Annotated in this window: 26 protein-coding genes; 14 read left to right on the top strand and 12 right to left on the bottom strand. The window is 67.6% G+C overall.

The window, feature by feature from the left end; all coding sequences use genetic code 11:
• Positions 1 to 57: 57 nt before the first annotated feature.
• On the top strand, positions 58 to 426 hold the full coding sequence (locus tag GGR48_RS00595) for a hypothetical protein (protein ID WP_183949809.1): 369 nt from the start codon (positions 58 to 60) through the stop codon (positions 424 to 426).
• Here GGR48_RS00595 and GGR48_RS00590 read toward each other — a convergent pair.
• Complete coding sequence (locus tag GGR48_RS00590; protein WP_183949807.1) at positions 413 to 1,714, bottom strand: hemolysin family protein; 1,302 nt, start codon at positions 1,712 to 1,714, stop codon at positions 413 to 415. The two genes, GGR48_RS00595 and GGR48_RS00590, sit on opposite strands and share 14 nt — an antisense overlap.
• A gap of 141 nt (positions 1,715 to 1,855) precedes the next feature.
• On the opposite strand from GGR48_RS00590, the gene GGR48_RS00585 reads away from it, so the two are divergent.
• A complete protein-coding gene (locus tag GGR48_RS00585; protein WP_183949805.1) occupies positions 1,856 to 2,533 on the top strand; it encodes a YiaD family glycine zipper/OmpA-like lipoprotein in 678 nt (225 codons plus the stop codon).
• 181 nt (positions 2,534 to 2,714) lie between these two features.
• Entirely contained in the window at positions 2,715 to 2,885 is a 171-nt protein-coding gene (locus GGR48_RS00580; RefSeq protein ID WP_221211330.1) for a hypothetical protein, read from the top strand.
• Between the two features lie 318 nt (positions 2,886 to 3,203).
• On the opposite strand, the gene GGR48_RS00575 is transcribed toward GGR48_RS00580, so the two are convergent.
• Positions 3,204 to 3,653: a nucleoside deaminase gene (locus GGR48_RS00575; RefSeq protein WP_240456139.1), complete on the bottom strand. Its 450-nt coding sequence runs from the start codon at positions 3,651 to 3,653 to the stop codon at positions 3,204 to 3,206.
• A gap of 55 nt (positions 3,654 to 3,708) precedes the next feature.
• The gene (locus GGR48_RS00570) at positions 3,709 to 3,921 is read right to left on the bottom strand and encodes a hypothetical protein (RefSeq protein WP_183949801.1); all 213 of its coding nucleotides are present in this window, start codon (positions 3,919 to 3,921) and stop codon (positions 3,709 to 3,711) included.
• Between the two features lie 163 nt (positions 3,922 to 4,084).
• Between GGR48_RS00570 and rpmB the strand changes: the two genes are divergently transcribed.
• Complete coding sequence (rpmB, locus tag GGR48_RS00565) at positions 4,085 to 4,393, top strand: 50S ribosomal protein L28 (protein ID WP_183949799.1); 309 nt, start codon at positions 4,085 to 4,087, stop codon at positions 4,391 to 4,393.
• Positions 4,394 to 4,633: 240 nt separating this feature from the next.
• Here rpmB and GGR48_RS00560 read toward each other — a convergent pair whose 3' ends face one another.
• A complete protein-coding gene (locus GGR48_RS00560) occupies positions 4,634 to 5,644 on the bottom strand; it encodes an esterase-like activity of phytase family protein (RefSeq protein ID WP_183949797.1) in 1,011 nt (336 codons plus the stop codon).
• A 181-nt stretch (positions 5,645 to 5,825) separates the two neighbouring features.
• Here GGR48_RS00560 and GGR48_RS00555 point away from each other — a divergent pair, with 181 nt between their 5' ends.
• Positions 5,826 to 6,164 carry a glycine zipper 2TM domain-containing protein gene (locus tag GGR48_RS00555; RefSeq protein ID WP_183949795.1) on the top strand — a complete coding sequence of 113 codons (339 nt, stop codon included), beginning with the start codon at positions 5,826 to 5,828 and terminating at the stop codon, positions 6,162 to 6,164.
• 223 nt (positions 6,165 to 6,387) lie between these two features.
• Here the strand turns inward: GGR48_RS00555 and phbB are convergent, their stop codons facing one another.
• The 3 genes from phbB to GGR48_RS00540 all read right to left on the bottom strand — a co-directional run bounded on the left by phbB (position 6,388) and on the right by GGR48_RS00540 (position 10,421).
• Positions 6,388 to 7,110: an acetoacetyl-CoA reductase gene (phbB, locus tag GGR48_RS00550; protein WP_183949793.1), complete on the bottom strand. Its 723-nt coding sequence runs from the start codon at positions 7,108 to 7,110 to the stop codon at positions 6,388 to 6,390.
• Between the two features lie 84 nt (positions 7,111 to 7,194).
• Entirely contained in the window at positions 7,195 to 8,208 is a 1,014-nt protein-coding gene (hemH, locus tag GGR48_RS00545; RefSeq protein ID WP_183949791.1) for a ferrochelatase, read from the bottom strand.
• On the bottom strand, positions 8,208 to 10,421 hold the full coding sequence (locus tag GGR48_RS00540) for a xanthine dehydrogenase family protein molybdopterin-binding subunit (protein ID WP_183949789.1): 2,214 nt from the start codon (positions 10,419 to 10,421) through the stop codon (positions 8,208 to 8,210). Before GGR48_RS00540 ends, hemH begins: the two co-directional genes overlap by 1 nt.
• Positions 10,422 to 10,887: 466 nt before the next feature.
• On the opposite strand from GGR48_RS00540, the gene lgt reads away from it, so the two are divergent.
• From lgt to GGR48_RS00515, 5 genes are all read left to right on the top strand, one after another.
• Positions 10,888 to 11,769 carry a prolipoprotein diacylglyceryl transferase gene (gene lgt / locus GGR48_RS00535; protein WP_183949787.1) on the top strand — a complete coding sequence of 294 codons (882 nt, stop codon included), beginning with the start codon at positions 10,888 to 10,890 and terminating at the stop codon, positions 11,767 to 11,769.
• A gap of 150 nt (positions 11,770 to 11,919) precedes the next feature.
• Entirely contained in the window at positions 11,920 to 13,002 is a 1,083-nt protein-coding gene (locus GGR48_RS00530) for a class I SAM-dependent methyltransferase (RefSeq protein WP_183949785.1), read from the top strand.
• Complete coding sequence (locus tag GGR48_RS00525) at positions 12,999 to 13,508, top strand: GNAT family N-acetyltransferase (protein ID WP_183949783.1); 510 nt, start codon at positions 12,999 to 13,001, stop codon at positions 13,506 to 13,508. Before GGR48_RS00530 ends, GGR48_RS00525 begins: the two co-directional genes overlap by 4 nt.
• On the top strand, positions 13,505 to 14,272 hold the full coding sequence (pgeF, locus tag GGR48_RS00520; protein ID WP_183949782.1) for a peptidoglycan editing factor PgeF: 768 nt from the start codon (positions 13,505 to 13,507) through the stop codon (positions 14,270 to 14,272). Before GGR48_RS00525 ends, pgeF begins: the two co-directional genes overlap by 4 nt.
• Before the next feature lie 208 nt (positions 14,273 to 14,480).
• Complete coding sequence (locus tag GGR48_RS00515; RefSeq protein ID WP_183949780.1) at positions 14,481 to 15,824, top strand: cystathionine gamma-synthase family protein; 1,344 nt, start codon at positions 14,481 to 14,483, stop codon at positions 15,822 to 15,824.
• A gap of 29 nt (positions 15,825 to 15,853) precedes the next feature.
• Here GGR48_RS00515 and GGR48_RS00510 read toward each other — a convergent pair whose 3' ends face one another.
• The 3 genes from GGR48_RS00510 to GGR48_RS00500 form a co-directional block, all read right to left on the bottom strand.
• Entirely contained in the window at positions 15,854 to 16,429 is a 576-nt protein-coding gene (locus tag GGR48_RS00510) for a TetR/AcrR family transcriptional regulator (RefSeq protein WP_183949778.1), read from the bottom strand.
• A gap of 4 nt (positions 16,430 to 16,433) precedes the next feature.
• Positions 16,434 to 16,898 carry a nuclear transport factor 2 family protein gene (locus GGR48_RS00505; RefSeq protein ID WP_183949776.1) on the bottom strand — a complete coding sequence of 155 codons (465 nt, stop codon included), beginning with the start codon at positions 16,896 to 16,898 and terminating at the stop codon, positions 16,434 to 16,436.
• Between the two features lie 69 nt (positions 16,899 to 16,967).
• Positions 16,968 to 17,420 carry a DUF3429 domain-containing protein gene (locus GGR48_RS00500; RefSeq protein WP_183949774.1) on the bottom strand — a complete coding sequence of 151 codons (453 nt, stop codon included), beginning with the start codon at positions 17,418 to 17,420 and terminating at the stop codon, positions 16,968 to 16,970.
• 150 nt (positions 17,421 to 17,570) lie between these two features.
• Here GGR48_RS00500 and GGR48_RS00495 point away from each other — a divergent pair, with 150 nt between their 5' ends.
• A complete protein-coding gene (locus tag GGR48_RS00495; RefSeq protein WP_183949772.1) occupies positions 17,571 to 18,434 on the top strand; it encodes a DUF4349 domain-containing protein in 864 nt (287 codons plus the stop codon).
• Positions 18,435 to 18,512: 78 nt separating this feature from the next.
• Here the strand turns inward: GGR48_RS00495 and GGR48_RS00490 are convergent, their stop codons facing one another.
• Positions 18,513 to 18,857, bottom strand: coding sequence for a low molecular weight protein tyrosine phosphatase family protein (locus tag GGR48_RS00490; RefSeq protein ID WP_206362527.1), 345 nt, complete (start codon positions 18,855 to 18,857; stop codon positions 18,513 to 18,515).
• Between the two features lie 179 nt (positions 18,858 to 19,036).
• The gene (locus tag GGR48_RS18250; protein ID WP_183949770.1) at positions 19,037 to 19,885 is read right to left on the bottom strand and encodes a cold-shock protein; all 849 of its coding nucleotides are present in this window, start codon (positions 19,883 to 19,885) and stop codon (positions 19,037 to 19,039) included.
• Positions 19,886 to 20,220: 335 nt separating this feature from the next.
• On the opposite strand from GGR48_RS18250, the gene GGR48_RS00480 reads away from it, so the two are divergent.
• From GGR48_RS00480 to GGR48_RS00470, 3 genes are read left to right on the top strand one after another with little or no spacing between them, the layout of a single operon-like run.
• Positions 20,221 to 20,841, top strand: coding sequence for a ribonuclease D (locus GGR48_RS00480; RefSeq protein ID WP_183949768.1), 621 nt, complete (start codon positions 20,221 to 20,223; stop codon positions 20,839 to 20,841).
• 41 nt (positions 20,842 to 20,882) lie between these two features.
• Positions 20,883 to 21,509: an LPS export ABC transporter periplasmic protein LptC gene (lptC, locus tag GGR48_RS00475; RefSeq protein ID WP_183949766.1), complete on the top strand. Its 627-nt coding sequence runs from the start codon at positions 20,883 to 20,885 to the stop codon at positions 21,507 to 21,509.
• An 18-nt stretch (positions 21,510 to 21,527) separates the two neighbouring features.
• Complete coding sequence (locus GGR48_RS00470) at positions 21,528 to 22,070, top strand: LptA/OstA family protein (protein ID WP_183949764.1); 543 nt, start codon at positions 21,528 to 21,530, stop codon at positions 22,068 to 22,070.
• Positions 22,071 to 22,081 lie beyond the last annotated feature (11 nt).

The raw sequence follows: 22,081 nt of genomic DNA, 5'->3' as shown, positions 1-22,081 counted from the left end.
TAGCGCCCTGCTTCGATCCGCATTGCCGATGGTTCGACTCACTGATAGCTTTCCGTCATGATGCTCTGGTCGACCGACACCGTGCCTTCGATCTTGGCGATGGCCGGTATGGCTTTGCCTGCGCCACCATCCAGCAAAAACGTCGAAGCATCCCTGCCGATCACGATGGCGCACACGCCGCCCGACATCTGTATGATGACGGTTGCGGGTCAGCTCTTCACTTTGCCCAAAGACGATGTCGCTGCGGTGGCGACGTTACGGGAAGCCCGTCGAAGCTGGGTATCGGCTGCGATCGGCAGCGAGGCCGACATCCCTTATCGCTGTACCGCTGCGGTGATCTTCGTCGTCAACCAGGCGGATTTTCAGCGGATCGACTTCGTGGCGCTGCCGCCAGCGCCGAAGCCGAAAGCCCCTAAACCTCGCTGACCAGCAGCTTGTCGATCCGCCGGCCGTCCAGATCGACCACCTCGAAGCGCCAGCCCTGTTCGACGAAGCTCTCGCCCTCGGCCGGCAGGTGGCGGAACACGGCCAGCGCCAGGCCGGCGACGGTCGCGTAGTCGCGGTCATCGGGCAGGTCGATGCCCAGCCGGTCGGCCAGCGCGTCGGCCGCCATGGTGCCGGCGACCAGCAGCGAACCGTCGTCGCGCTCCACCACCGAGGGCGCGTCGCCCGGATCGGCGTCTGAGGCGAACTCGCCCGCGATCGCCGCGAGCAGATCGGACGGGGTCACGATTCCTTCGAAATGGCCGTATTCGTCATGGATCAGCGCCATCGGCACCTCGGCCTGACGCAGCGCCAGCAGCACGTCCATCGCGTCGATCCGGTCGATCACCACCGGCGCCTTGCGCATCAGCGTCTTGAGGTCGAGCGGATCGCCGCGGAACAGCGCCATGGCGATGTCGCGTGCCTGGACCACGCCGACCACCGCGTCGATCGACCCTTCGCCCACCGGCAGGCGGGTACGCGGGCTTTCGAGCAGCTTGGCGCGAATCGCCTCGTCGTCCAGCGTGCAGTCGAGCCAGTCGATCTCGGTACGCGGCGTCATCACCTCGCGCACCGGTCGGTCGGCGAGGCGCACGACGCCCGAAATGATCGAGCGCTCATGCTCCTCGATCACGCCGGACTTGGACGCCTCGGCGACGATCAGGTGCAGCTCCTCGGCAGTCACCTGATCCTCATTGTCGCGGTTCAGGCCCAGCAGCTTGAAGATGATGCCGCTGGTCGAATCGAGCACCCAGACGATCGGCGCGGTCCCCACCGCGAGCCAGCGCATGGGCAGCGCGACGAAGGCGGCGATCGGCTCGGGCTTGCGCAGCGCGAATTGCTTCGGGACCAATTCGCCCAGGATCAGCGAGGCATAGGTGGTGAGGCCGATGACCAGCGCGAAGCCCAAGGTCGCGGCGGTCGCGGGCGCGATGCCCAGCGCCTGCAACCGCGCCGCCGTCGGCGTGCCGAGACTCGCGCCCGAATAGGCACCGGCGATGATGCCGGTCAGGGTGATGCCGATCTGAACGGTCGACAGGAACTTGCCCGGATCGGCGGCCAGCGTCAGCGCGGCCTGCGCGCCCTTGCTCCCGCCCCGGGCCATCCCCTCCAGCCGGGCGCGACGAGCGGACACGATCGCCAGTTCGCTCATCGCAAAGGCCCCGTTCAACGCGACGAGCGCGAGGATGATGAGGACGTCGATCCAGGGAAAGGGGGGCAGCGTGGCCATCGGTGTGGAGTGCTCATAGCGGGCCGGACAGGTCTTCGACAACTCCTGTCGTCATCTTCCGTTCAGATCGCCTGCGGAACAAGCGCCACCGGGTTCGCGTTTCGGGGGAAGAGACGCGACACATTAACAAGGGTTATGCGCATGAAGACGTCCGCAAAGTTCCTGACCATGGCCGCGCTGTCGGCGCTGGTCGCCACCTCGGCCTGCACCACCGATCCGGAAACCGGCCAGCAGCGCCTGTCCAAGGCGGCGATCGGCGGCCTGGGCGGCGCGGTCGGCGGCTATCTGCTCGGCGATCTGGTCGGCGGCCGGCGCGACCGGACCGAGAAGATCCTGGGCGCCGGCATTGGCGGCCTCGCCGGCGCCGGCATCGGCGCGTATATGGACAAGCAGGAGCGCGACCTGCGCGCCCGCACCGCCGGCACCGATGTGCAGGTGGTCCGCCAGGGCGACGACCTGTTGCTGAACCTGCCGTCGGGCATCACCTTCGGCTATGATTCGTCGACGGTGCAGCCGCAGTTCCGCCAGACGCTGGATCAGGTCGCCGACATCCTGTCGCAGTATCGCCAGACCTATATCGATGTGTACGGCCACACCGATTCGACCGGCAGCGACAGCTATAACCAGGCGCTGTCCGAGCGCCGCGCGGTGGCGGTCGCCGACTATCTCGCCTCGCGCGGGGTGCAGCCGGCCCGTATCGGCACGCGCGGCTTCGGCAAGTCGCAGCCGGTCGCGTCGAACGACACCGATGCCGGCCGCGCCGCCAACCGCCGCGTCGAGATCAAGATCGTACCGATCCGCGAGGGCGATCTGCGCTAAACACGCCATATCGCATGGGAAGAAAGGGCTCGGACGGGATGCCGTCCGGGCCTTTTTTCATGCCTTCATCGCGCCGTCATGCGTCCGTCACGCCAGCCGGTGTTCAATAGGCACGCATCCTTCCCAACGAAGAACGCGAATCGGAATGACGAAAAGACCGGACGGACCGTCGCGCGCGGTCTTGTGGATCGGCGCGTTGCTGACGGGTGGACTGACCTATTCCGCACTTCTGATTCTGAATGCCTGGAACATCGCACCCCATTCGTCCTTCCGCGGGGCCATTGTGGGTGGCGCAAGCGGCGTGGTCGCCATGTTCCTGGTCCGCTTCTTCCATGACCGAAAGCGGCGTTAGCGCTGGCTGACATTCGCGCTATTCCTCCCCTTGCAGAGCGTCGTTGCGGAATTGGCGTTTCCCGCTCTTCACGCACCGCCCCGGCGAAGGCCGGGGTCCAGATGCCGAACGCTCTTCATCGCTTATCAGCGCTTACCCGACTGGACCCCGGCCTGCCCCGGGATGGTGTAAAGCGTTTTGCAGCGATCCCCTGCAAGGGGAGGTGGCAGGCCGCAGGCCTGACGGAGGGGTACCGTGGGAGAGGTCAGGTTCCTCGCGCGCCCTTGCAGCGGAGGAATGAGGGCGGGTTGGTCGGAATGTCGATGCGACCGGGATCGCTCAGCGACGCGCCGTAAAGAAATCGCGGAGCAGACCGGCCGCCTCGCCCTCGCCCATCCCGCTATAGATGTCGGGCCGGTGATGGCAGGTCGGCTGGGCGAAGAAGCGCGGGCCATGTTCCACCGCGCCGCCCTTGGGATCGCTGGCCGCATAATAGAGTCGGGCGATTCGGGCATGCGCGATGGCCCCGGCGCACATCGCGCAGGGCTCCAGCGTCACCCACAGATCGCAATCCTCCAGCCGGTCGCGGCCGAGCCTGGCGGCAGCAGCGCGAATCGCTTGGATTTCGGCATGGGCGGTGGGGTCGTGCAGACGGCGGGGCGCGTTCGCCCCGGTGGCGATGACCTCGCCCTGTCGCATGACTACCGCGCCGACCGGCACCTCCCCCGCCTGCCCCGCCTGGCGGGCGGCATCGAGTGCGAGGCGCATCGGATCGGGCAGCGGGAACATCACATCCCCCTGCCCCGCGTGATGCGCGCGGGCAAGGGTATGGAAGGCTCCGTGGTTATTGCGCGTTATCGGTGGGCTTCTGAACCGAGACGGTGGGCACTTCGACCGTCTTCTGGGTGGTGCCGACCGACACCTTGGGCCCTTCGGCGCGGAAGGTCGGCGCCTGGACGACGGCGGGGCGGGTTTGGTCGATGCTGATCCAGCCCATCGCCATGGCGCCGGCGGCCAGCAGCAGGACGATGCCGATGAGGACGAGAAAGGCGCGCATGGGTCTGGCTCCATCAGGTTCGTTGCCGTAACAACGCCTCGTCCCGGGGGCGGTTGCACGGCCCATCGTGCATGGCCGATCACAGGGAATCGGTTGACGTGGACGCCGGTCCGGGTTATCCGCGCGGCCTTTCCGGGCATTGCCTGAAACCAGGATAACGATCATGTCGCGCATTTGCGAGCTGACCGGCAAGGGCCGGCAGGTGGGTAACAACGTTTCCCACGCCAACAACAAGACCAAGCGTACGTTCCTGCCGAACCTGCAGAACGTCACGCTGATTTCCGATTCGCTCGAAAAGAGCGTGCGTCTTCGCGTGTCGACCCACGGCCTGCGCTCGGTCGAGCACAATGGCGGCCTGGACAACTGGCTCGTCAAGACCTCGGACGACCAGCTTTCGCTGCGCGCCCGTCGCCTGAAGCGCGACGTCGTGAAGAAGCTGGCCGGCGCCAAGACCGAAGCCGCCGCCGCGTAATTTCGCGCCGCGTGCCTGAGGTTTCGAAACCCGCCGTTCTCCGGAGCGGCGGGTTTTCGTTGTTTGCGGATTTTCGTGGCTGCGTGACGTACGTGGCCTTCGACTTCGCTCAGGCCGAACGGGCGTTGGAATAATGGCTACAACCCCTCACACCGTTCAGCCTGAGCCCTTCGGCTGGCTGGCAAGCCAGCCGCTCAGGATAAACTTCGGCGCACGGCGCCGAAGCCGAAGGCCACGTCCCTACCTCTCCACGCGCGCCTCCAACCGGAATTTCAGCAGGTAACTCCGCTCCAGCACCGTCTGGTTGTCGTCCGATACCAGCCACAACATGGTCGCGCCGTCCTCCTGCGTGACCGCCACGCCCTCGAAATTGTCGTGGATCAGCGGCGCGTCCAACTCCGCCAGCAGCCGCCCCTTCGCCAATCGCCCCGGTACGATTCCATCCGCCGGCACCAGCATGATCCGATTCGAAAAGTGGAACGGCAGGCGGAATCGCCGCTCGATGACGATCAGCGATCCGTCGGGCAGCGCGGCGGCATCGGCGACGTCATGGTCGGGCGACACCTGATAGAGGAAGCGGCGCGGACGAAAGCGCAAAGGGTCGCCTGCGAAGATCAGCCCCTGTCGTGTCACCTTCTTGGCGACCTTCAACCCGCGCCGTTCGGCCTTGGTCGCGGTCGCTTCCTCGGAAATGGTCACGAATCGGCCATCGGGCATCCGCGCCAGCGACTCGGCCCCGCCATTGCGCGGCCAGCCCGCCATGGCGCGCGGCGCGACATAGCCCTCGGCGCGCGTGAAGTCGGGCGCATAGCGCCAGATCTGGTTATAGCGCTCGAACCCGACCCACAGCGCGCCGGTGCGCGGATCGCGGGCAAGCGATTCGCTGTCGCGGTCCTGCTTCTGCCAGCCGATGCTCGGCCCCGCCGGCAGATTGCCGAAGCGCAGCGCATGCGGTCGCCAGTCCCGCCCCATGCGGAACTGCACGACATTGCCGCCATCGCTCAGCAGGGTGAACCGGTCCCCCGTCACCACCAGCGAAGAGAAGCCGCCAAAGGCCGGGTCGCGGCTATGCAGGCTGACGCCCCCCAAATAGGTCAGCGCGCCCAGCCGCCGCCGCGCCGGATCGCGGGGATCGAGCGCGACCGGCCGCGCCTCCATCTGCGGCACGCGGCCCAGCAGGCCCAGTCGCTGTTCGCCCGACCATCCGGGCACGAAGGCCAGCAGCAACAGACAGGACAGAAGCAAGCGCATGCCGCCTCATACGCGCTGCGCCGCAACAGGACAGCCGCCATTTCCCGACCACCCGTCCCGCCGGCATTTGCATGAACGGCGGATAACGGCGGCATTCAGGAAGCGCTCAACGCGAATCGCCCAGAAGCAGGCTAACGGCGGACGGGACCGTCGATCGAAACACAGTATCGGGAGTGACACCATGATGAAGACCCTGACCCTGGCGGCGACCACGCTGGCGATGATCGGCGGCGCTGTTCTGCCCGCGACCGCCGCGGATGCGCATCGCTATCGCCGGTCCTATCATGCCGACCGGTACAACCGGGGTTACAGCGATGGCGCCCGCGCCGAATATCAGGCGAGCAAGTGCCGCCGCTCGGGCACCACGGGCACCATCGTCGGCGCGGTCGCGGGCGGTCTGCTGGGTCGCACCATCGACACCGATGGCGATCGCACGCTGGGCACGCTGATCGGCGGTGCGGGCGGTGCGCTGGCCGGCCGGGCGATCGAGCGGTCGGGCCGTCCGGGCTATTGCCGCTAAATAGTTAGGGCGGGCGGAGCCTGTATCTGCCCCACCCGCCCCAGTTTTCTCGCGTAGCGTATCGAGAACGGAACGCCGGTCCCCCTTGGGAGGCCGGCGTTCTTGCTTATGTCCTATCCCTCCCCACGAGACGATTTTGCAAAACCTCCGTTCATCCTGAGCGGCTGGCTTGCCAGCCAGCCGAAGGGCTCGGCGCGAACGGCTTGTGGGGATGGCATCCGCCTCAATACATATGCTGGCCGCCGTTGATCGACAGGGTCGAGCCGGTGACGAAACCCGCCTCGTCCGAGCACAGGAAGGCGACGCCGCGCGCGATCTCATGCGCCTGGCCCAGACGGCCGACCGGGATCTTGGCGACGATCTTCTCCAGCACGTCGGCGGGGACGGCGGCGACCATGTCGGTGTCGATATAGCCCGGCGCGATCGCGTTGACGGTCACGCCGACGCGCGCGCCTTCCTGCGCCAGCGCCTTGGTAAAGCCATGGATGCCCGACTTGGCGGCGGCATAGTTCACCTGACCATATTGGCCCGCCTGGCCGTTGATCGAGCCGATATTGACGATCCGCCCCCACTTACGTTCGCGCATGCCGGGGAACACCGCCTTGGCCATGTTGAAGCAACCGCCGAGGTTGGTGTCCATGACCTCCTTCCACATCTGGTAGGTCATCTTCAGCAGCGTGCCGTCGCGGGTGATGCCCGCATTGTTGACGACGATGTCGACGGGCCCCAGTTCCTCGGCGACCTGCGCGACGCCGGCCTGGACCGCGTCATAATCGGCCACGTCCCACTTATACGCCTTGATCCCGGTGCGCTCCGAGAATTCGCGCGCACGTTCGTCATTACCGGCATAATTGGCCGCGACGGTGACGCCGGCGTCCTTCAAGGCCAGGCTGATCGCCTCGCCAATACCGCGCGTACCACCCGTCACGATTGCAACCCGAGCCATCAAACCTCTCCCATTTGAGATTGTGGCTTAAAAGGGGCGACGATTCTCCGCAATGGCGAAGACCGGGTGCAATGTAATATTACGCTACGGCAACCAGCCCTGAAGCTCGCGTTCGATCAAACCGCGCAGCATGGTTATCCCGACATCGGTATCGTTCAGGCAGGGCAGATAGGCGAAATGGGTGCCGCCCGCGCCCTCGAAGCTCTCGCGCCCGCGAATCGCCAGTTCCTCCAGTGTCTCGATGCAATCGGCGGAGAAGCCGGGGGCCAGGATCGCCACCTTCCTGATGCCGCGCCCCGGCAGCGCCTCCAGCACCGTGTCGGTCGCCGGCTCCAGCCATTTGGCGCGGCCGAAGCGCGACTGGAACGCGACCAGCAGTTCGCGGCCGCCCAGCGTGTCCTTCATCGCCTCGGCCAGCAGCCGCGCGGTCTTGCGGCAATGACAGTGATAGGGATCACCCAGCTCCAGCGTCCGCTGCGGCATGCCGTGGAAGCTGGCCAGAATCGCCTCGGGCTCGAAATCGAGCGTGGCGAGCTGCGCCTCGACCTGCGTCTTCAGCGCATCGATATAGAGCGCGTCGTCATAATAAGGCGGCAGGGTACGGATCGCCGGCTGCCATCGCATCGTCGCGAGGTGCGCGAACGCCTTGTCATTGGCGGTCGCGGTCGTCGCCGCGCAATATTGGGGATAGAGCGGCGCCAGCAGGATGCGCTCGCACCCGGCATCCTTCATCGCCTGCACCTGCTCGGCGATGGCGGGGCGGCCATAGCGCATCGCCCAGTCGACCATCACCCCCGGCCCGAACGCGTCCTTCAACGCCACCGCCTGCGCGCGGGTGATCGCGGCCAGCGGCGAGCCGTCGTCGCGCCATACCAGCGAATAGGCATGCGCCGACTTTTTCGGCCGCGTGTTCAGGATGATGCCGCGCAGGATCGGCTGCCAGAGGAGCGCAGGAATCTCGATCACCCGGCGATCCGACAGGAATTCGCGTAAATACCGCTTCACCGCGCGCGGCTCGGGCGCCTCGGGCGTGCCGAGGTTCATCAGGAGCACGCCGATCTTCGGACGCGGGACGGGCGGATGATCGGGGGGCAGCATCAGGCGGGAAACTCCATCGGCAGGCTTCGTATCCGTGAAGCACCGCCCAAAGTGGCAAGCGCATTGGCGATGGCGGGGGCGACCGGCGGGACGGCGAGTTCGGAGACACCGCCCGGTACCTCATCGGAGACGATCAGCTCGACGGTGATGTCGGGCATGTCGGCCAGGCGCGGCAGGTTCAGCGCCGCCAGCCGGTCGGCCTGCGGCTGCCCCCGCGCGAAGCCGGTCGCGGCGCCCAGCAGATTGGCGAGACCGAAGACCAGCCCGCCCTCGATCTGCTGGCGCACGATATCCGGATGGACGATCCGCCCGCAATCGACCGCCGCGACCAGCCGGTCGACGACCGGGCGACCGGCGGCATCGCGGTGCGCCTCGGCCATGACCGCGATATGGCTGTCGCGAAACCGGTGCGCGGCCAGCCCCTGCCCGCTGCCCGCGCCGCCGCCCTCCCATCCGCCCAGCGAGGCGGCGGTCGACAGGCATTGCGCCAGCCGGGGCGCATCGCGCAGCAGCCCCAGCCGCCAATTGAGCCGATCGGCCACCGACCGCGCCGCCAGTTCGTCGATGAAGGATTCGGTGAAGAAGCAGTTCGCGACATGCGCACCGCCCCGAACATGCCCGGTCGGCAAGGACAGGTCGGCCGGGTGGTGATGCACCGCCAGCGCGGGCAAGGCATAGGCGGGCACCGCGCCGCCCATCGCATAGGCGTCACCCTGCCGCTGCCCCGCCATGGCGAATCGGGTCAGGCCACCGGGCATCAGCCGCTCGGCCAGGCCTGCGCCCGTCGAGGGGGTCGCGATCCGGCTGCGCCAACCCGTGATCCGCCCCCTGTCCAGCCGCGCGGTCATCCGGGCCAGTGCGGGCGCGCGGAAGGCGTCGCGGCGCAGATCGTCGGCGCGCGACCATTGCAGATTGACCGGGCGCTTCAGCCTGGCGGCGATCGTGGCGGCTTGCGCGACCGCCTCCGTCTCCAGCCCGATGCCGAAGCCGCCGCCGATCGGCATGGGGTGGACGACCACCCGGTCCGCCGCGATCCCCGCCGCCTGCGCCGCGACCGTGCGGGCGCGCACCGGCGCCTGGGTCGGCACCCACAGCTCCAGCCCATCGTCCCGCCACGCCGCCACCACCGCGCGCGGCTCGATCGCGGCGTGGACGCCGACGCCGACGCGGTAGCTGGCGGAGACCAGCCCCCCGCCCTCCAGCGCGCCCGCGACATCGCCGCGCGACGTGACCAGCCGCCCCTCCTCGCTCAGCGCCCTTTCCAGCGCCTGCGCGATCCCCGCACTGGTCGGGCGGGGGCCAACGGTGATTGCCCGGGGGTGAAGCGCGTCCAGCCCCTTTTGCGCGATCCACCAGCTGGCGGCGGCGACCGCGACCCAGTCCTCACCCTCGATCACATCGACGACACCGGTGACCTTCATCGCGGCGTCGCGGTCGATCCGCAGCCCGCGCATGTGCCCCAACGGCGCATGGCGAAGCGCGACATGCACCATGTCGGGCAGGCGGATGTCGGCGGTGAAATTGGCCGAGCCATCGACCTTGGCCGGCGAATCGAGCCGGGGCACATCCTTGCCCGCCAGCTTGCCCGCGCCGCCGCTGCCCAGCGGCAAAGGCTGCGGCACCGTCTCGCCCGCCGCCGCCTCGGCCAGTTCGGCGAAGCGCAGGCGGCGATCGCCCGCGACGATGAATCCATCCCTGGCCTCGCACAACGTCCAGTCCACGCCCCAGCGGCGCGCGGCGGCCTGCGCCATCAGCGCGCGCGCGGTCGCCGCCGCCGCGCGGGCCGGTTCCTCGAACATGCGCAGCGAGGACGATCCGGCGGTCAGCATCACCATGTCGCGCCGCAGCCATTCGTCGCGCACCGCCGCCGGCAACCGGCCGAACGCGCCCTCGAACAGCGTATCGACCGCGACCGGATTGGCGTAGAGCGGGCTGAGCGGCGCCGTCTCGACCGCCACGGTGCGCCAGTCGGCTCCCAATTCGTCGGCGACGACCTGCGCCAGCGTGGTGACGATCCCCTGTCCATGTTCAGCCTGCGGCACCGCGACGGTGACGATGCCGTCGCGCCCGATCTTCAACCATGCGCCGAACGCCTGCTGGCCAGATTCGGTCGCCAGATTGGGGGCATAGGCGCGCGGCCACAGCCCCCAAGCGACGACCAACCCGGCCCCCACGCCCCCACCGACCAAGATGTTGCGCCTGCTCAACTCCATTGCGGTCGAGCCTTACCGGACAAGGGCGGGCAGGCAAGGGCGGGGTTTCTCTGTCTCAGAGCGAAGGATTCGATTGTTCGCGCGGAGACGCGAAGACGCGAAGGCTTTTTGCGCGCAGAGGCGCAGAGGACGCAGAGGGGGACCGGCGGCGCGGGCATCCCGCTGTCTCAATCGGCAGACCGTGTCGCTCACGGAGTAGGGACTGGCCTTGCGGCCGGACCGGACACCTCTGCGCCCTCCGCGCCTCTGCGCGAACCCCTTCTTCGCGGCGCTCGCAGCGTGGCCTTCGACTTCGTTCAGGCTGAACGGGTTCTTGTGTCCAGAACCATTCCCCACCTCCGTTCAGCCTGAGCGCAGTCGAAGGCCACGCCCCACCCAAACCCCGCCATAAGGGCACCGAACCCATGGTCTTGGTGTTGTCGCTCGGCCGCTCTATGAGAGCGGGCCAGAGATAAGGGAAACACGCTTGATCCTGCCCATGCTCGCGGCCGCCAGCGGCCATATCCGGTTCGAGGATCTGGGGTTGCACCCGGACGTCTTCTCGATCGGCTTCTTCACGCTCCGCTGGTACAGCCTGGCCTATATCGCCGGCATCCTGTTCGGCTGGTGGTATCTGGGCAAGATGCTCGACCGGCCGGGTGCGCCGATGTCGCGGACCCATGCCGACGATCTGGTCTTCTATGCCACGCTGGGCATCATCCTGGGTGGGCGGATCGGCTATGTGATCTTCTACGCGCCCGAGATGTTCCTGCACCCCTTGCGCATCCTGCGGCTGTGGGACGGCGGGATGAGCTTTCACGGCGGCGCGATCGGCGTGGGCCTCGGCGTCTGGCTGTTCGCGCGCAAGCACAAGCTGCAGGGCTTGCGCATCCTCGACTATCTGGTCTGCACCGCGCCGGTCGGGCTGTTCCTGGGCCGCTTGGCCAATTTCGTGAACGGCGAACTGTGGGGCAAGCCGACCGACGTGCCCTGGGCGATCATCTTCCCGCGCACCGTGCCCTTCGGCCTGCCCGACCCCGCGCGCCATCCCAGCCAGCTCTATGAGGCGGGCCTCGAAGGGCTGATCCTGTTCGCGGTGATGAGCTTGGCCTTCTGGCGGACCAAGGCGCGGTACGACCCGGGCAAGCTGTCGGGCCTGTTCCTGCTGGGCTATGGCATCGCGCGCTTCATCGTCGAATTCTTCCGCGAGCCCGACCAGCAGCTTCGCCAGTTCGCCGAGATGACCGGGCTGCACATGGGCCAGTGGCTGTGCGTGCCGATGATCCTGGGCGGCCTCTACCTGATGAACTCCGCCAAGGCGCGCCGCGTCCGGGTCGAGCCGATCGCGGGCACTCACAGCGTTTCCTGATCGCTCACGCGAATCGACATCGCGGCAACCCTGTTTTCCCCTCTCCCCTCATAGAGGGGAGAGGGGCGTTATAGAACAAGAGGCATGTCGATCCGCCCAAGGATGTCTGACGGGCTTGCCGCAAACGGGGCGGATCGGCAGAGCGGGGACATGACCAACCCGTTGATCCCCCCCGCCGATCACAAGCCCGAGCCCGAGGACGCACTGCCCGAACGGCTCGCCCGCGCCATCGCGCTGGCCGGGCCGATCCCGGTGGCGCAGTTCATGGCCGCCGCCAATGCGCATTATTACGGCACCCGCGATCCGCTGGGCGCGGGCGGCGACTTCACCACCAGCCCCGAGATCAGCCAGATGTTCGGCGAGCTGATCGGCCTGTGGTGCGCCGACCTGTGGGACCGCGCGGGGCGGCCCGAGGTTCACTGGGTCGAACTGGGGCCGGGGCGCGGCACGCTGGCGGCGGACGCCCGGCGGGCGATGGCCAAGGCGGGTTTTGCGCCCAGCATCCATTTCGTCGAGACCAGCGCGACGCTGCGTACCGCCCAGGCCGAGCGGGTCGCCGACGCCACTTGGCACGACACGGTCGAGACGCTGCCCACCGACCGGCCGCTGATCGTCGTCGCCAACGAATTCTTCGACGCGCTGCCCATCCGCCAGCTCGTCCGCCGCGGTGAGGGCTGGCACGAGCGGCTGGTCGCGGCGCAGGACCTGCTCTTCCTGCCGATCGCCGGCCCGCCGGTGCCGCCCGAGATCATTCCCGAACCGCTGCGCGAAGCCGAGACCGGGTCTGTCATCGAGGTGTCCCCCGCCAGCGTCGCGGTGATGCGCCAGCTCGCCGCCCGGATCGCCGCGCAGGGCGGCGCGGCGCTGATTATCGATTACGGCTATGAAGGCCCCGCCATCGCCGACACGCTGCAGGCGGTGCGCGGCCATGCTTTCGCCAATCCCTTCGACCGGCCGGGCGAACAGGATCTGAGCGCGCATGTCGATTTCACGACGCTGGCCGCCGCCGCGCAAGGCTCGGGCCTCGCCGCCTTCGGCCCGGTGACGCAGCGCGATCTGCTCGGCGCGCTTGGCATCGATCAGCGTACCGCCGGCCTCGCCCGCGCGCATCCCGATCGCGCCGATGCACTGCTCGCCGATCGCAACCGGTTGATGCAGGACATGGGCACGCTGTTCCGTGCGCTGGCGGTGGCGCGGCCCGACTGGCCGGTGCCGGCGGGGTATGGCGAATGATCGCCTATCGTGACGCCGCGCCCGGCGATGGCAAGGCGCTGGCCGCGATGGCGCGCGCGTCCTTCACCGAGACGTTCGGCCATCTCTATCCGCCCGCCGACCTGAACGCGTTTCTGGACGAAGCCTTTGGCCCCGAAGGCCTGCCTGCCCAAATCGGCCACCCCGATTTCACCATCCGCCTGGCGGTCGCGGACGCGGCGATCATCGGCTATGCCAAGATCGGCCCCGTCGGCTTTCCCGGCGAATGGCCCGACGATGCCATCGAACTCTACCAGCTCTATGTCGCGTCGAGCCATCTGGGTGCAGGGATCGGCCCCGCGCTGATGGACTGGGCGATCGCCGCCGCGCGGGTACGCGGCGCCAGCGAGCTGATCCTGTCGGTCTATGTCGACAATCACCGGGCCAAGGCCTTTTACGCGCGCTACGGCTTCGTCGATGTCGGTCGCTACGACTTCCCCGTGGGCGCCACCATCGACGAGGACCGGATCATGAGGCTGTCGCTATGACCATCGAAACGCTTCGCACGCCGCTGCTCGGCGATGTCCCGCACGGCTTTCTCGGGCGGCGCGGCGGCGTGTCGGCGGGGATTCATGGCGGGCTGAATGTCGGGCTGGGTTCGGAGGATGACGCCGATGCGGTCGCCGAGAATCGTCGCCTCGCCCGAGACGCGGTACTGCCCGGTGCTCGGCTGATCACCTGCTATCAAATCCACTCGGCCGAGGCGGTGACGATCCTGACCCCACCTGAGGACGATGTCCGCCCGCATGGCGACGCGCTGGTGACCAACCGGCCGGGCCTGTTGCTCGGCATCCTGACCGCCGATTGCGCGCCGGTGCTGTTCGCCGATCCGCAGGCGGGCGTCGTGGGGGCGGCCCATGCCGGGTGGAAGGGGGCGCTGGGCGGGATCACCGACGCCACTTTGCTGGCCATGGAAGCACTGGGCGCGCGGCGCGACCGGATCGCCGCCGCGATCGGCCCGTGCATCGCGCGCGCCAGCTATGAGGTCGATGCCGGCTTCCTGCGCCGCTTCGCCGAGGCCGATCCCGACAATGAGCGCTTCTTCGCCGACGGCACCCGTGCGGACCATTACCAGTTCGACCTGGAGGCCTATGTCGCACACCGCCTCGCCGCCGCCGGGATCACCCGCGTCGCCGCGCTGGGCGAGGACACCTATACGCAGGAGGATCGCTTCTTCAGCTTCCGCCGCGCCACCCATCGCGGCGAACCCTCTTACGGCCGCCAGATTTCGCTAATCGGCCTCCCGTCATAAATTCCTCCCCTGAAAGGGGAGGTGGCAGGCCGAAGGCCTGACGGAGGGGTGTCACCCTATCGATAGCTGGACACCCCTCCGACGCGCTCCGCGCGCCACCTCCCCTTTCAGGGGAAGAAGATTGGCATCTCGCCAAAGCCATTTGTCGCGTTATCCTCGGGACATGGCCGCCGACAGAGCGGTCCCCAATGTCCCGAGGAGATTATCCATGCCGACCGAATCCGATCTGACCGGCGTTCCGCCGCAGGGCCAGGCTGCGGCCGGGGCCACCGCCGACCGCAAGAGCGATGCGACGACCATCGGCGACCGCAAGCTGAAGCCATCGACGCTGATGATGGGCTATGGCTTCGATCCGGTGTTGTCGGAAGGATCGCTGAAGCCGCCGATCTTCCTGACCTCGACCTTCGTCTTCCCCAACGCCGCCGCCGGCAAGCGCCATTTCGAGGGCGTGACGGGCAAGCGCCCCGGCGGCGCGGACGGGCTGGTCTATTCGCGCTTCAACGGGCCGAACCAGGAAATCCTGGAGGACCGCCTGGCCATCTGGGACGAGGCGGAGGATGCGCTGACCTTTTCCAGCGGCATGGCGGCGATCGCCACGCTGTTCCTGTCGATGGTCCAGCCGGGCGACGTCATCGTCCATTCCGGCCCGCTCTATGCCGCGACCGAGACGCTGATCGGCCGCATCCTGGGCCGGTTCGGGGTCCAGTGGCTCGACTTCCCCGCCGGCGCCACCCGCGAGGAGATCGACGCGGTGCTCGCCAAGGCCGCCGCGCTGGGGCGGGTCGCGATGATCTATCTGGAAAGCCCCGCCAACCCGACCAACGCGCTGGTCGACATCGAAGCCGTGGCGGCGGCGCGTGACGCGGCCTTTGCCGATGCGGGCGAAAAGCCACCGATCGCGATCGACAACACCTTTCTCGGTCCGCTCTGGCAGCGTCCGCTCAAGCACGGCGCCGACCTCGTCGTCTATTCGCTGACCAAATATGCCGGCGGTCATTCCGATCTGGTCGCGGGCGGCGTGCTGGGGTCAAAGGCGCACATCGCCACCATCCGCTCGATGCGCAACACCATCGGCACCATCTGCGACCCCAATACGGCGTGGATGCTGCTGCGTTCGCTGGAGACGCTGGAGTTGCGGATGAGCCGGGCGGGCGAGAATGCCGCCAAGGTCTGCGCTTACTTACGCGATCACCCCAAGGTCGAGCGGGTCGGCTATCTCGGCTTTCTCGAAGGCACGCCGGGCCTCGAGCGGCAGGCCGACATTTATCGCCGCCACTGCACCGGCGGCGGTTCGACCTTCTCGCTGTACCTCAAGGGCGGTGAGGCGGAGTCCTTCCGCTTCCTCGACGCGCTTCGCATCGCCAAACTGGCGGTCAGTCTGGGCGGAACCGAGACGCTGGCGAGCCATCCGGCCGCGATGACGCATCTGTCGGTCCCCGACGAACGCAAGGCGGCGTTGGGCATCACCGACAATCTGGTGCGCATCTCGATCGGCGTCGAGGATGCCGACGACCTGATCGCCGACTGCGAACAGGCGCTGGCCGCGATCTGAACCGGGCGGGGGCGCTGGCCGCCCCCGCCTCACCCGGCGCTGGCGAGCGCGGTGTAGAGCCGCGCCGTCAGCCGCCCCAGCGTCGCGCGGAACAGCCCCGGATCGTCGAGTGCGCGCGACAGCGTGATCGCGCCCTGGATACCGCCGACCACATCCTGCGCCAGCGTCAGCGCATGATCCGCCGCCACTCCGCCCCGCATCAGCGCGGCCTGAAGCGCGGCGATCCAGCGCTGGAAATAGCCGGTGATCGCCTCGGCGAAGGGATCGCGCGTCGCCCCCAGTCCCCAGGCGCCCATCAGGCACGCCCGGCGTCCCGACTGGAAATAGCGGTCGATCGCGACCATCATCGCCTCGATACCGGCGCGCGGGTCCTCCGCGTCGGCCAGCGGCGTGAAGACCGATGCCTCGAACCAGGCGGCGATGTCGGCCAACACGGCCTCGGCCATTTCGCGCTTTCCGCCGGGGAAGAAGTGATAGAGGCTCCCCCGCCCCAGCCCCGTCGCCGCGCCGATCGTCGACAGGCTGGCCCCGGCATAGCCATGCTCGCGAAACGCCTCGATCAGGCCCGGCAGCGTGTCCGCCCGCTCGGCGACGATCCGCGCCATGACGTTACAGCCCCAGGTCGCTCAGCGACGGGTGATCGGCGGGACGCGCACCCAGCGGCCAATGGAACAGCCGCGCGTCCTCGGCGATCGGCAGGTCGTTGATCGACGCGATCCGCCGCGCCATCCGGCCGTCCTCGGCGAAATCCCAGTTTTCATTGCCATAGGACCGATACCATTGGCCGCTATCGTCATGCCATTCATAGGCGAAGCGCACCGCGATCCGGCTGCCTTCCTGCGCCCACAACTCCTTGATGAGCCGATAGTCCAGCTCACGCGTCCATTTGGCGCGCAGGAAGGCGACGATCTCGGCATGACCGGTGACGAACTGGGCCCGGTTCCGCCATGCGCAGTCAGGCGTATAGGCCCGCACCACGCGTTCCGGGTCGCGACTGTTCCAGGCGTCCTCGGCGGCGCGAACCTTTTGCGCGGCGCTCTCGGCGTTGAAGGGCGGAAATGGCGGACGCATCATGCCTCTCGATCATCTTTCAGTGTACCGATCGGTACAGGAGCATGGCCGGCGAGGCAAGCCGGTTGCGTATTACGCCAGGATCGCGCCCAGCAGCAGCGTCAGACCGCCCAGCCCGATCGACAGCCCCCAGCGCAGCCGCCACCAGCCCGGCATGTCGCTCGCCAGCCGCCCGATGCTCTTGTCGGCGATCGGCGACATCAGGATGACGATGCCCAGCAACAACAACGACCCCGCCATGCCGCTCAGCCCCGTCAGCGGCGCCAGCAGCGCCGCCCAGGCGATCAGGCTGGGCAGGACGGCAATGACATAAGGGACGGCACGCTGGTCACCGCGCATCAGCGCCTCGATCCACCACAGCCCACCCAGGAAGGACAGGATCGACGCGGCATACAATCCACCGGCGATCCCCGCCAAGATCCGCTGCTCGGGCCACAGCAGGGCGAAGGCGACGCAGATCGCCTGCGGCAGGATACCGGCGGGGCCGAGCAGGCGGACGGGGGCGGGCAAAGCTGGGTGAGACATGGTGCGGTCCGTTCGTGTGGAGTCCGGAACGGGCTACGCGGCGGCGGGACGATGGTTCATCGCCGATTGGTGAAATTCCGCCCGCGCCTGTCATCGCATTGACAGGCCGTTGTTCGGACCATGATACAATGACCTAGGGGAGACGACGTCATGCGCCATTGGTTTGTCATGTTGCTATCACTGGCACTGATCTCATGCGATCGCGCGCCGCATAGCCGGGTCGAAAAAATGGACACCTTCAATGTCGAAGAGCCAGTCCCGGCCCCGATGGGCTATGCGCCTTCCCCGTCCTCCGCCAATGGGCCGCGCATCGCCTATAGCTATTCGGTCACCTATGATTTCGATGAGCGTACCATTGCGAAGGTGCAAGGCCAGCAATTGGCGCTGTGCCGCAAGCTGGGGCCGACCCGCTGCCTGGTCATGTCGTCGTCGCTCGACACGTCCGGACCCGATGATTCGGTCGTCAACGACGAGGCCGTGCTGCTGATCGATGCGCATATGGTGCCGAACGTCAATCAGCGGCTGGACGCCTTGGCGACCGAAAGCGGCGCTCGCGTCGCCAGCCGCCAGGTGGAGGCCGAGGACGTCACGCGCCAGGTGATCGATACCGACGCTCGTGTGCGCGCGAAACAGGCGCTGGCCGAACGGCTGCTGACGATCATCCGGGCGGGCAAGGGCAATGTCGGTGAACTGGTTCAAGCCGAACGCGCCTATGCCACGACGCAGGAAGAACTTGACGCCGCACGCGCCGCGCAGGCCGATCTCGCGCAGCGCGTCGCCATGTCGCGTGTGACCATCAGCTATCATTTCAGCGCGATACCCAGCGATCGCTCGCCCATTCTCCAGAGCCTGGTCAGCGCGGGCGAGACCCTGTCGGCCAGCATCGCGTCGCTGATCACGCTGGCGATCGGGGGCTTGCCCTGGTTGGTGGCGGGGCTACTGATACTGGCGTTGCTACGTTGGATCGCGGTGCGGCGTGGGTGGCGGTGGCCGTTGCGCAGGCGGAGTGCCTAACTCGCCCCCCTGCAACCGCAACCGTCACGGGCCGTGCATGATCGCGGGCATGGTGCGATCGAGCGTTACCGCCCACACTCACCGTGATGGGAAATGGCGGGCCAACCGCGCCGTCAGCAAGGTGATCAAGGCCGGGTCCATAAAGGCATAGTCGTCCGGAATATCGAGGCAGATCATCCGCTTGCCATTCAGGGCGGATCGAAACCGCGTCTGCACCTTGGTGCGGTGGGTCTTCTCCATGACCACGATGACATCGGCCCAGGTCACCAGTTCGGCGGTCAGCGGATTGTCGGCATCGTTATTCGTACCCGCCGACATGACCTCCAGGTCGCGGCGCGTCGCGAAGACCTGCTCGGCGGTCGGACTGCGCAGCCGGTTCTGGCTACACACGAACAGCACATTGGTGATGGAAGGGCGGGACATGGCCGACGATGTAGCGTTCGCACTGCGTCGATGGAAAGCCCCGCGCACCCGCAACTCTCCAGCGCCGACCGCCACCGGATCAAAGGCGAAGACCCCATCAAAACGAAAAGGCCCGGCGTCGCATCGCTGCGACGCCGGGCCCTGTCGCCCGAAAAGGGAGGCTTATTCAGCCGAGGGGATCAGCCCTCGTTCTGCAGGTTGACCGCTGCGTACTTGCCGCGACGATCGACTTCGATCTCGAACTGCAGACGGTCGCCTTCGTTCAGCGAACCCATGCCGGCGCGCTCGACGGCCGAGATGTGGACGAACGCGTCGGGCTGGCCATCGTCGCGCTGAATGAAGCCGAAGCCCTTCATCGCGTTGAAGAACTTGACCGTGCCGGTCGCCTTCTCACCGGTCAGCTGACGCTGCGGGGCGCCACCGAAACCGCCGCCGGCGCCACCGCGCGGGCCACGATCACGGTCGCCGCCGAAGCCGCCTTCACGCGGTTCGCGGGGGGCGCGTTCCTGGACCGGAAGCGGCTCGCCCTCGATCTTCAGTTCGGTCGCCGAGATGCGGCCACCACGATCGACCAGGGTGAAGCCGAGCGGCTGACCCTCGGCCAGACCGGTCAGGCCCGCCTGCTCGACGGCCGAGATGTGCACGAACACGTCTTCGCCGCCGTCATCGCGCACGACGAAGCCGAAGCCCTTCTGCGCGTTGAAGAACTTCACGACGCCGGTGCCCTCGCCAACGACCTGGGGGGGCATGCCGCCGCCGCCACGACCGCCGCCGAAGCCGCCACCGCCGCCACGGAAACCGCCGCCACCGCCGCCGAAGCCGCCGCGATCACCACCGCCGAAGCCGCCACGATCGCCGCCGCCGCCGAAGCGATCGCCACCACCGAAGCCACCGCCGAAGCCGCCGCCACCGAAACGGTCACCGCCGCCGAAGCCGCCGCCACCGAAATCGTCGCTGCCGCCGAAATTGTCCCGCTTGTCGCGACCACGCGTGCCGCGATTGCCCCGGCTACCTCTATCGAAACCCATAAGCCCTGTTCGTCTTCCCGGTTCGCCCGCAAATGTCATCTTCAAGAACCGTGCGCCGGACGAAGAGCGCGGGTCTTTTGGCGCCAAACCTTTTGCGCCTAGTTCCGATCCATAACGCAGAAGGCGAGCCATCGCGAACGAAATCGTGCGAACCGCTTCTCGCTTTATCGCGAACAAAGCAGATTGCGTCGGAATTGTGGCCGAAACTCCACAACATCTCCGAAAATTCGCGCGAATCGCCGTGGCGAACCGGACACCGCCGCACCGCGTCTTGGCCGATCCCCGACTCCATCATCATGGTTGAGGCTTGCCCCGCCGGTCGCTAGGGCATTTGCATGACCGTTCACTTGCATGAAGAAGACATTCCCGCCGATCTGTTCGCGCCCGGCGCCGCGATCGCGGTCGATACCGAGACCATGGGCCTGATCACGCCGCGCGACCGGCTGTGCGTCGTCCAGCTGTCCGATGGCGGCCCGGACGAGCATCTCGTCCGCTTTTCGCCCGACAGCGACTATGCCGCGCCCAATCTGCGCGCGCTGCTGGCCGATCCGGCACGGCTGAAGCTCTATCATTTCGGGCGATTCGATATCGCCGCGATCCGCCATTATCTGGGCGTGGTGGCCGCCCCCGTCTACTGCACCAAGATCGCCTCGCGGCTGATCCGCACCTATACCGACCGCCATGGCCTGAAGGAACTGGTGCGCGAATTGCTGGGCATCGAGCTGTCCAAGGCGCAGCAGTCGTCGGACTGGGGCGCGCCCGAGCTGTCGGACGCGCAGCGCGAATATGCCGCGTCGGACGTGCGCTATCTTCACCGTATGAAGGTGGAGCTGGACAAGCGCCTGGTGCGCGAGGGGCGGATGGAACTGGCGCAGGCCTGTTTCGATTTCCTGCCGGCGCGCGCCGAACTCGATCTGGCGGGCTGGCCGGAAACCGATATCTTCGCCCACGCCTAAGGTATCTTTGCCTGAATCGGGGCTTCGCAGGAAAGGCCGCCATGTCCGAAATCGCCGACCGCGCCCGCACCCAGCGCCAGATCTGGGCCGCGCCGGGCAGCCGTCACGACCGATTCGTGACGATGGCCCGCTGGGTGCTGCCCAGCGCGATCGGCGTGCTGACCGCGTTCCTGGTGATGGCGCCGATCTATTCGTCGAGCGAGGTGTCCTTCGTGCTCGACAAGAAGAAGGTCGAGGTCGCGCAGGAGCGGATGAAGATCCAGGCGGCGCAGTATCGCGGCGTCGACGACAAGGGGCAGCCCTTCTCGCTCGACGCCGGCTCGGCGATCCAGCGCAGCTCGGCCGAGCCGGTGGTCCAGCTCAACCGACTGGCCGCGCAGATCCGCCTGTCGGACGGCCCCGCCACGGTCAGCGCCAATTCGGGCCGCTATGACATGCGCACCGAACAGGTGAAGCTGGACGGCCCGCTCGATTTCAAATCGGCCGGCGGCTATAATCTGAAGACGCACGACGCGACGATCGATCTGCAGCAGCGGATGCTGGTCTCGGGCGGGGCGGTCACCGGACAGGTTCCGCAGGGCACGTTCCGTGCCGATAAGCTGCGGGCCAATCTGGAAGATCGCACCGTCACGCTGGATGGCAACGCCCGCTTGCGCATCGTCCCGTAAAGCACGAAATAGCGCGTCATGCACAAGCTCACCGCCGTGATGGCGCCTGTCCTCATCGCCCTCGCGGCCTCCGCCCCGGCGCAGACCCGGCACAACAGCCGCGCGCCGATCGATTTCGGCGCGGACCATATCGAGTTGCAGGACAAGGCGAATCGCGCCGTCCTGGCGGGCAATGTCGCGGTGCGCCAGGCGGAGATGACGCTGAACGCAGCGCGGATGACGGTGGCCTATACCGGCCAGGTGATCGGCGGCAATCCGCAGGTCTCGCGGCTGGACGCCTCGGGCGGGGTGGTCGTCAAGCGGCCCGACCAGACCGCGCGCAGCCAATATGCGATCTACGACCTCAACCGCCGGGTCATCACCATGCTGGGCAACGTCACCCTGACCCAGGGCGGCAATACGGTGAGCGGCGGGCGGCTGACCATCAATCTGGATACCGGTCGCGCGGTGATCGACGGATCGTCGGTCGCGGGCGGCGGCAGCGGCGCGGCAGCGGGCACCACGACACGCGCGCCGTCGGGCCGGGTGACGGGCACCTTCTCGGTCCCCGACCGCAACTGACATCATCAGGG

Source organism: Sphingomonas pseudosanguinis (assembly GCF_014196255.1).
In the GTDB taxonomy this organism is placed as follows: Bacteria; Pseudomonadota; Alphaproteobacteria; order Sphingomonadales; family Sphingomonadaceae; genus Sphingomonas; species Sphingomonas pseudosanguinis.
The sequence above is the reverse complement of the archived record's forward strand: the minus strand, read 5'-3'. Positions and strand labels throughout refer to the sequence as shown.

Excerpts from the sequence above, each read along its gene's own strand:
- GGR48_RS00575 (WP_240456139.1), bottom strand. The coding sequence starts at position 3,653 with ATGTTCCCGCTGCCCGATCCGATGCGCCTCGCACTCGATGCCGCCCGC.
- rpmB (WP_183949799.1), top strand. The coding sequence starts at position 4,085 with ATGTCGCGCATTTGCGAGCTGACCGGCAAGGGCCGGCAGGTGGGTAAC.
- GGR48_RS00555 (WP_183949795.1), top strand. The coding sequence starts at position 5,826 with ATGATGAAGACCCTGACCCTGGCGGCGACCACGCTGGCGATGATCGGC.
- phbB (WP_183949793.1), bottom strand. The coding sequence starts at position 7,110 with ATGGCTCGGGTTGCAATCGTGACGGGTGGTACGCGCGGTATTGGCGAG.
- hemH (WP_183949791.1), bottom strand. The coding sequence starts at position 8,208 with ATGCTGCCCCCCGATCATCCGCCCGTCCCGCGTCCGAAGATCGGCGTG.
- GGR48_RS00480 (WP_183949768.1), top strand. The coding sequence starts at position 20,221 with ATGACCGTTCACTTGCATGAAGAAGACATTCCCGCCGATCTGTTCGCG.
- lptC (WP_183949766.1), top strand. The coding sequence starts at position 20,883 with ATGTCCGAAATCGCCGACCGCGCCCGCACCCAGCGCCAGATCTGGGCC.
- GGR48_RS00570 (WP_183949801.1), bottom strand. The coding sequence starts at position 3,921 with ATGCGCGCCTTTCTCGTCCTCATCGGCATCGTCCTGCTGCTGGCCGCC.
- GGR48_RS00590 (WP_183949807.1), bottom strand. The coding sequence starts at position 1,714 with ATGGCCACGCTGCCCCCCTTTCCCTGGATCGACGTCCTCATCATCCTC.
- GGR48_RS00525 (WP_183949783.1), top strand. The coding sequence starts at position 12,999 with ATGATCGCCTATCGTGACGCCGCGCCCGGCGATGGCAAGGCGCTGGCC.
- GGR48_RS00500 (WP_183949774.1), bottom strand. The coding sequence starts at position 17,420 with ATGTCTCACCCAGCTTTGCCCGCCCCCGTCCGCCTGCTCGGCCCCGCC.
- GGR48_RS00470 (WP_183949764.1), top strand. The coding sequence starts at position 21,528 with ATGCACAAGCTCACCGCCGTGATGGCGCCTGTCCTCATCGCCCTCGCG.
- GGR48_RS00530 (WP_183949785.1), top strand. The coding sequence starts at position 11,920 with ATGACCAACCCGTTGATCCCCCCCGCCGATCACAAGCCCGAGCCCGAG.
- GGR48_RS18250 (WP_183949770.1), bottom strand. The coding sequence starts at position 19,885 with ATGGGTTTCGATAGAGGTAGCCGGGGCAATCGCGGCACGCGTGGTCGC.
- GGR48_RS00515 (WP_183949780.1), top strand. The coding sequence starts at position 14,481 with ATGCCGACCGAATCCGATCTGACCGGCGTTCCGCCGCAGGGCCAGGCT.
- GGR48_RS00585 (WP_183949805.1), top strand. The coding sequence starts at position 1,856 with ATGAAGACGTCCGCAAAGTTCCTGACCATGGCCGCGCTGTCGGCGCTG.
- GGR48_RS00510 (WP_183949778.1), bottom strand. The coding sequence starts at position 16,429 with ATGGCGCGGATCGTCGCCGAGCGGGCGGACACGCTGCCGGGCCTGATC.
- GGR48_RS00505 (WP_183949776.1), bottom strand. The coding sequence starts at position 16,898 with ATGATGCGTCCGCCATTTCCGCCCTTCAACGCCGAGAGCGCCGCGCAA.
- GGR48_RS00495 (WP_183949772.1), top strand. The coding sequence starts at position 17,571 with ATGCGCCATTGGTTTGTCATGTTGCTATCACTGGCACTGATCTCATGC.
- pgeF (WP_183949782.1), top strand. The coding sequence starts at position 13,505 with ATGACCATCGAAACGCTTCGCACGCCGCTGCTCGGCGATGTCCCGCAC.
- GGR48_RS00490 (WP_206362527.1), bottom strand. The coding sequence starts at position 18,857 with ATGTCCCGCCCTTCCATCACCAATGTGCTGTTCGTGTGTAGCCAGAAC.
- GGR48_RS00540 (WP_183949789.1), bottom strand. The coding sequence starts at position 10,421 with ATGGAGTTGAGCAGGCGCAACATCTTGGTCGGTGGGGGCGTGGGGGCC.
- GGR48_RS00560 (WP_183949797.1), bottom strand. The coding sequence starts at position 5,644 with ATGCGCTTGCTTCTGTCCTGTCTGTTGCTGCTGGCCTTCGTGCCCGGA.
- GGR48_RS00595 (WP_183949809.1), top strand. The coding sequence starts at position 58 with ATGATGCTCTGGTCGACCGACACCGTGCCTTCGATCTTGGCGATGGCC.